The organism is Rhodoferax sp. (genome assembly GCF_039922535.1).
Classification (GTDB): domain Bacteria; phylum Pseudomonadota; class Gammaproteobacteria; order Burkholderiales; family Burkholderiaceae_C; genus Rhodoferax_B.
The window spans coordinates 1-5,857 of record NZ_JBDTEM010000054.1 but is presented as its reverse complement, the minus strand read 5'-3'; the positions used below and the strand labels follow the sequence as shown (position 1 = coordinate 5,857).

The following is a 5,857-nucleotide window of genomic DNA, read 5'->3' as shown; positions in this document are numbered from 1 at the left end:
GAACACCCGCGACGTGGTGCTGGAGTCGCCCACCACCCCGGTACGCACCCGGCTGGCGGCCATGCTGCTGGGCCTGCTGGAGGCGCGCGACCACCAACTGGCCTGCGACCTGGACCTGGACACGCTGCTGCAGCACCAGGACAGCACCGCCACCCTGCCCGCGCTGCAGCACGTGCTAAACACCACCGCCCAGCAGCTGGAGGGCTTAAGCCTGTCGCTGCTGCTGGGGCGCAGCATGCTGGCGATTGCGCCGATTGCCAACCTGCGCAGTGCGCTGGCCGGGGTGCTGCCGCTGCGCCCGCCAGCGCAGGCCGTGCCCGAGCCCCTGAACACCGGCACGCCCGACGCCAGCGCGCTGCTGCACAACATGGCCGACCGCATTGGCCACATCAACGACGAAGCCGTGCACCTGGCCGCGCTGGCGCGGGGCGATGCCAGCCCCGAGCTGGCGGCAGTGCGCACCCAGTGGCAGCTGTTCGTCAGCCCCACGCGCTGGGCCTGGGCCCCGCTGCTGGGGCAACTGGGCTGGCGCGCACCTACGCTGCGCTACGCACTGCGGGCCACGCTGGCGGTGGCGGCGGGCTATGCCGTGTCGCTGCACCTGCCCTGGGCTTCGCACAAATACTGGATCTTGACCACCATCGTGGTGGTGATGCGCGGCAACCTGGCGCAAACCCTGCAGCGGCGCGATGCGCGGGTGGCGGGCACGCTGCTGGGCTGTCTGCTGGTGATGGCGCTGCTGGCCACGCACCCCGGCGCGCGCACGCTGTTTATGGTGATTGCCCTCAGCATGGGGCTGGCCCACGCGTTTGCGCTGCGCCGCTACCTGTTTACATGCATCTTTGCCACGCTGGCCGGGCTGCTACAGGCGCACCTGCTGCTGGTGGGCGTAGCCCCCACGTTTGCCATTTTTGAGCGGCTGGGCGACACGCTGCTGGGCGCGGCGCTGGCCTGGCTGTTCAGCTACGTGCTGCCAGCCTGGGAGCGCAGCCAGTTGCCCGGCCTGGTGCGGCGCAGCCTGCAGGCGCAGTTACAGCACGCCAAGCTGGCCCTGGAGCTGGGCGAGCCCTCGCAAAGCTCCGACCTGCCCTGGCGGCTGGCGCGGCGCGAAGCGTACGACAGCCTGTCGGCCCTGACGATGGCCACCCAGCGCAGCCTGGCCGAACCCGATGAAGTGCGCCCACCGCTGGCCCCGCTGGAGGCGGTGCAGGCACGCAGCTACCAGCTATTGGCCCAGCTGACTGCCATCAAGTCGCTGCTGTTGCTGCGCCGCGCCCAGCTGGATATGGCGGTGGCCACCCCGGCGCTGCAAGAGGCGGCGCGGCAGATTGGCCTGGAGCTAGCGGTCTCGGAAACCGAACAAGAAACTCCGCCGCCCACCGATGCGCCCAGCATCGCTGGCCAGCCGTTCCAACCCCGGCCCGACCCGCTACTGGCCAAAGACCTGACACCCTGGCTGCTGCGCCGCTTGGCGCTGGCCGGCGGCATGGCGCGCGAACTGCGGCAAGCCGCCGTGCAGGCCCTGCAGCACGTAGCATGACAGCGCTAGACTTCACAGCGCTTGGCCCCATGTGGCCTACTTTTTGAGAAAAACAGGCCCATGGCATCTATAGAAGCATTGAACCGTGCAATTTTCTTGCTGCTGAACGCAGGGCCCGATACGCCCAGCTGGCGGATCGGGCTGGCGACGCTGTGCGCAGAGCGACTGATTTACCTGGTGCCGCTACTGCTGTTGGCCTTATGGCTGTGGGGCGGTGAAGCACGGCGCAGCTTGGCCGTACGGGCCTGCGTGGTGGCATTGCTGGCGGTAGGCTTGAACCAGATAGTGGGCCTGCTGTGGTCGCACCCCCGCCCGTCCGTGGCGGGCCTGGGCACCACATGGATAGCGCATGCGGCCGACTCGTCATTCCCAAGCGACCACGCCACGGTATTTGCTGCCGTGGACATAGCCTTGTTATGGGCGGGTGAGCTGACTCTGGGCGCTATTGGCCTGGTGGTGGGCATGGGCGTGGCATGGGCACGGGTGTACCTGGGGGTGCACTTCCCGCTGGACATGCTGGGTGCCGTCGGCACCGCTGCACTGGCCTATGGCATCAGCACGCCGCTATGGCGCTGGTGGGGCCAAGGCCTGACCCGGGCGCTGCAACAGCTGTACCGCAAGCTGATGGTGTTCCCCATCGGTCGCGGCTGGGTTAAAAGCTGAAGACCATGGCGCAACCCACCAGCACCCTGCACCAAATCCCCCGCGGTATCTGGGTGCTGGGCTGTGTCAGCCTGCTGATGGACATCTCGTCGGAAATGGTACACAGCCTGCTGCCGCTGTTCATGGTGACGGTGCTGGGCGCCAGCGCCTTGTCGGTCGGCATCATCGAGGGTCTGGCCGAATCTACGGCGCTGATCGTCAAAGTCTTCTCCGGCACCTTGAGCGACTACCTGGGCAAGCGCAAAGGCCTGGCCCTGTTGGGCTACGGCTTGGGCGCGCTAACCAAGCCGCTGTTTGCCATCGCGCCCGGCATGGGTATGGTGCTCACGGCCCGGCTGCTGGACCGGGTAGGTAAAGGCATACGCGGCGCACCGCGCGACGCCCTGGTGGCGGACATCACACCGCCCCATCTGCGTGGCGCGGCATTTGGACTGCGCCAGTCGCTGGACACGGTGGGCGCGTTCACCGGGCCACTGCTGGCGGTGGCGCTGATGCTGCTGTGGGCGAATGACTTCCGGGCAGTGTTCTGGGTGGCCGTGGTGCCGGGCCTGATGGCGGTGGTACTGCTATTTGTGGGCCTGCACGAGCCCCCGCCCCAGCCCGGTGCCAAGCGCAGCAACCCGATCACCCGGCACAACCTGCGCAGCCTCGGCCCGGCCTACTGGTGGGTGGTGGGCATTGGGGCGGTGTTCACACTGGCGCGCTTTAGCGAAGCGTTTCTGGTGCTCAGGGCGCAACAGGGCGGCATTCCCGTGGCACTGGTGCCGCTGGTGATGGTGGCAATGAACATCGTGTATGCCGCGTCGGCCTACCCGTTTGGCAAGCTGTCGGACCGCATGGGCCACACCCAGCTGCTGGCGCTGGGCCTGTTGGTGCTGGTGGCTGCCGACCTGGTGCTTGCTTACAGCAGCCATTGGGGTGTGGTGCTGGCCGGGGTGGCCCTGTGGGGCGTGCACATGGGTATCACCCAGGGCCTGCTGGCCACCATGGTGGCCGCCACCGCTCCGCCCGCCCTGCGCGGCACGGCCTATGGCTTCTTTAACTTGGCCAGTGGCGTGGCCTTGCTACTGGCCAGCGTGTTAGCGGGCCTGCTGTGGGACCGACTGGGTGCACCCGCCACGTTTTACGCCGGGGCGGGCCTGTGTGGGGTGGCGCTGCTGGCCCTAAAATTCGCCCCCCATCCTTCCCACTGACTGCCTGCATTGACCGCTTTGACCGAGACCCCCGAAGACACCCCCAAAATCCAGGAACCCCGCCTGTGGACCGGCGACGGCTGGACAGCGCGGGTCATCAAGAATGAAGACGACGACGGCTGGGCGGTGGCAATGGTGAAAGACGGCGAGCCCGAGCCCGCCCTGGTCGGCCCCTGGACCATGGGCCGCGACAAAAAGAACCCCAAACCGCTGGACGGCAACGCATTCAACACGTTGGTCAAAACCGCCAATGAGTTCGTGCGCCGCCACGAGCAGCAACTGCACGCCACATTGCACCAGAGCATCACCGTCACCGCCTCCATGGGCCGGGTCACGGTGAACCTGGACATCACCCCCGACGAAGACAACCCCTACGCCACCTTGAGCGCGCAAGACGACGGCGGCGACACCCTGGCCGAAGTCAAGGTGGCCGCAGGCTTCAAACTGAACCGCAGCACGGCGGTGGCCTGGGCCGATGGGGGCTTTGCCAAGCCCCGGTAGCCCACGGGTCTAGCCCAGTGGGGTCGGAGCCCAGTGGGGTCAGAGCCCAGAGGGGTCAGATCACAATTGCGCGCGCCGTGGTGGCGGGGCAAGAACGGCAAGGGCCCGCATTTGTGCTCTGACCCCTCTGGGCGGTTCTCCGTGCCGCACCGCAAACCAGCAGCCCGCGCCCCTATTCCGCCCCGCTTTGGTCGTTACGCAAATCACGTCTTTGCGATGCCCAACCGCCCAGAGGGGTCAGAGCACGCATGCGGTTGGCGAGCCTTGCTGAAAATGGCCTTTTGCCGCGCATGGATGATCTGACCCCACTGGGCTACCGTCCGTGGTGCCTTGACCCACCGCATCCTTCACTACCAAAACCATAGCCTCCCGCGCAGGTAGAACCTGCGCCAGTGCCACTTTTGGCATTCAAAAAATAGCCCCGCGCCGCGCCCAACCAGCCCGCCCTCTGTATCATCCAACGCTTTGTCTAAAGCCTCCCCCCACACCATGTCCGCCGGAATGAACCCCGCCCAGCAAGAAGCTGTGAACTACCTGCACGGGCCCTGCCTGGTGCTGGCGGGGGCGGGTTCGGGCAAGACGCGGGTGATCACGCACAAGATTGGCCGCCTGATAGATGCCGGCGTGCCGCCCAAGAGCATTGCCGCCATCACCTTTACCAACACGGCGGCGATGGAAATGCGCGACCGGGCCAAGGCGCTGATCGGGCGCGATGCCAAGGATGTGGTGGTCTGCACCTTCCACGCGCTGGGCGTGCGCATGGTGCGCGAAGACGGCAAGCTGCTGGGCCTGAAACCCCAGTTCAGCATTCTGGATGCCGACGACGTGACCAGCATTTTGAAAGACGCAGGCGGCAGCGTCGATGTGGCCACTGCACGCACCTGGCAGTGGACCATCAGCAAATGGAAGAACATGGGGCTAAACGCCGAGCAGGCCGCCGCCCAGGCCGCAGACGACAGCGAAGCCATCACCGCCCGCGTGATGGCGCTGTACGAAGAGCGCCTCACCGCCTACCAAAGCGTGGACTTTGACGACCTGATCAGCCTGCCGCTGCGCCTGCTGCGCGACCATGAAGAGGTGCGCACCAAGTGGCAGCGGGTGCTGAACCATGTGCTGGTGGACGAGTACCAGGACACCAACGCCACCCAGTACGAGGTGCTAAAACACCTGGTGGGCGAGCGGGCCCACTTCACCGCCGTGGGCGACGACGACCAGTCCATCTACGGCTGGCGCGGGGCCACGCTGGACAACCTGAAGAAGCTGCCGCTCGACTTTCCGCAGCTCAAGGTGATTACGCTGGAGCAAAACTACCGCTCCACCAGCGCCATCCTGCGCGCCGCCAACAACGTGATTGGCCCCAACCCCAAGCTGTACCCCAAAACCCTGTTCAGCGAGCTGGGCGAAGGCGAACCGGTGCGGGTGGTGGATGCCGACAACGAAGAGCACGAGGCCGAGCGCGCCGTGGCCCGTATCCAGAGCCTGCGCGCGGGCACCGCCGCCGTGGTGCAGGGGCCGCAGTACCAGGAATTTCGCCACTTCGCCATCCTGTACCGGGCCAACCACCAGGCCAAATCATTCGAGAAGGCGCTGCGCAAGGCGAGCATTCCGTACAAGGTATCGGGCGGCACCAGCTTCTTCGACCGCGCCGAAATTCGCGACCTGTGCGCCTGGTTCCGGCTGTGGGTGAACAACGACGACGACCCGGCGTTTTTGCGCGCCATCACCACGCCCAAGCGCGGCATTGGCCACACCACGCTGGCGGCGCTGGGTGCGTTTGCCACGCAGCACAAACAAAGCATGTTTGGCGCGCTGTTCAACGGGATGCTGCCCGCTGCAGTGCCCAAGCGTGCGATGGACGGCCTGCATGAGTTTGGCCGCTACATCAACTACCTTGAATACAGCGCCCGCCGCACCCATGGGGCCGAAGAGGCTCGCGTTTTCTTGACCGAATGGCTCAAGG

The 5,857-nt window shown here is 66.4% G+C and carries 5 protein-coding genes; all 5 read left to right on the top strand.

Annotation, left to right across the window (positions count from 1 at the left end; translation table 11 throughout):
* Positions 1-1,540 (top strand): FUSC family protein (locus tag ABI213_RS02250; protein ID WP_348025938.1); only part of this gene is annotated, 1,540 nt, incomplete at its 5' end.
* A gap of 60 nt (positions 1,541-1,600) precedes the next feature.
* Positions 1,601-2,203, top strand: coding sequence for a phosphatase PAP2 family protein (locus ABI213_RS02245; RefSeq protein ID WP_348025936.1), 603 nt, complete (start codon positions 1,601-1,603; stop codon positions 2,201-2,203).
* 5 nt (positions 2,204-2,208) lie between these two features.
* On the top strand, positions 2,209-3,396 hold the full coding sequence (locus tag ABI213_RS02240; RefSeq protein ID WP_348014802.1) for an MFS transporter: 1,188 nt from the start codon (positions 2,209-2,211) through the stop codon (positions 3,394-3,396).
* An 18-nt stretch (positions 3,397-3,414) separates the two neighbouring features.
* Positions 3,415-3,897, top strand: a complete 483-nt coding sequence (locus ABI213_RS02235; protein WP_348025935.1) for a hypothetical protein — start codon at positions 3,415-3,417, stop codon at positions 3,895-3,897.
* Between the two features lie 489 nt (positions 3,898-4,386).
* Positions 4,387-5,857 (top strand): UvrD-helicase domain-containing protein (locus ABI213_RS02230; protein ID WP_348025934.1); only part of this gene is annotated, 1,471 nt, incomplete at its 3' end.

Excerpts from the sequence above, each read along its gene's own strand:
- ABI213_RS02240 (WP_348014802.1), top strand. The coding sequence starts at position 2,209 with ATGGCGCAACCCACCAGCACCCTGCACCAAATCCCCCGCGGTATCTGG.
- ABI213_RS02245 (WP_348025936.1), top strand. The coding sequence starts at position 1,601 with ATGGCATCTATAGAAGCATTGAACCGTGCAATTTTCTTGCTGCTGAAC.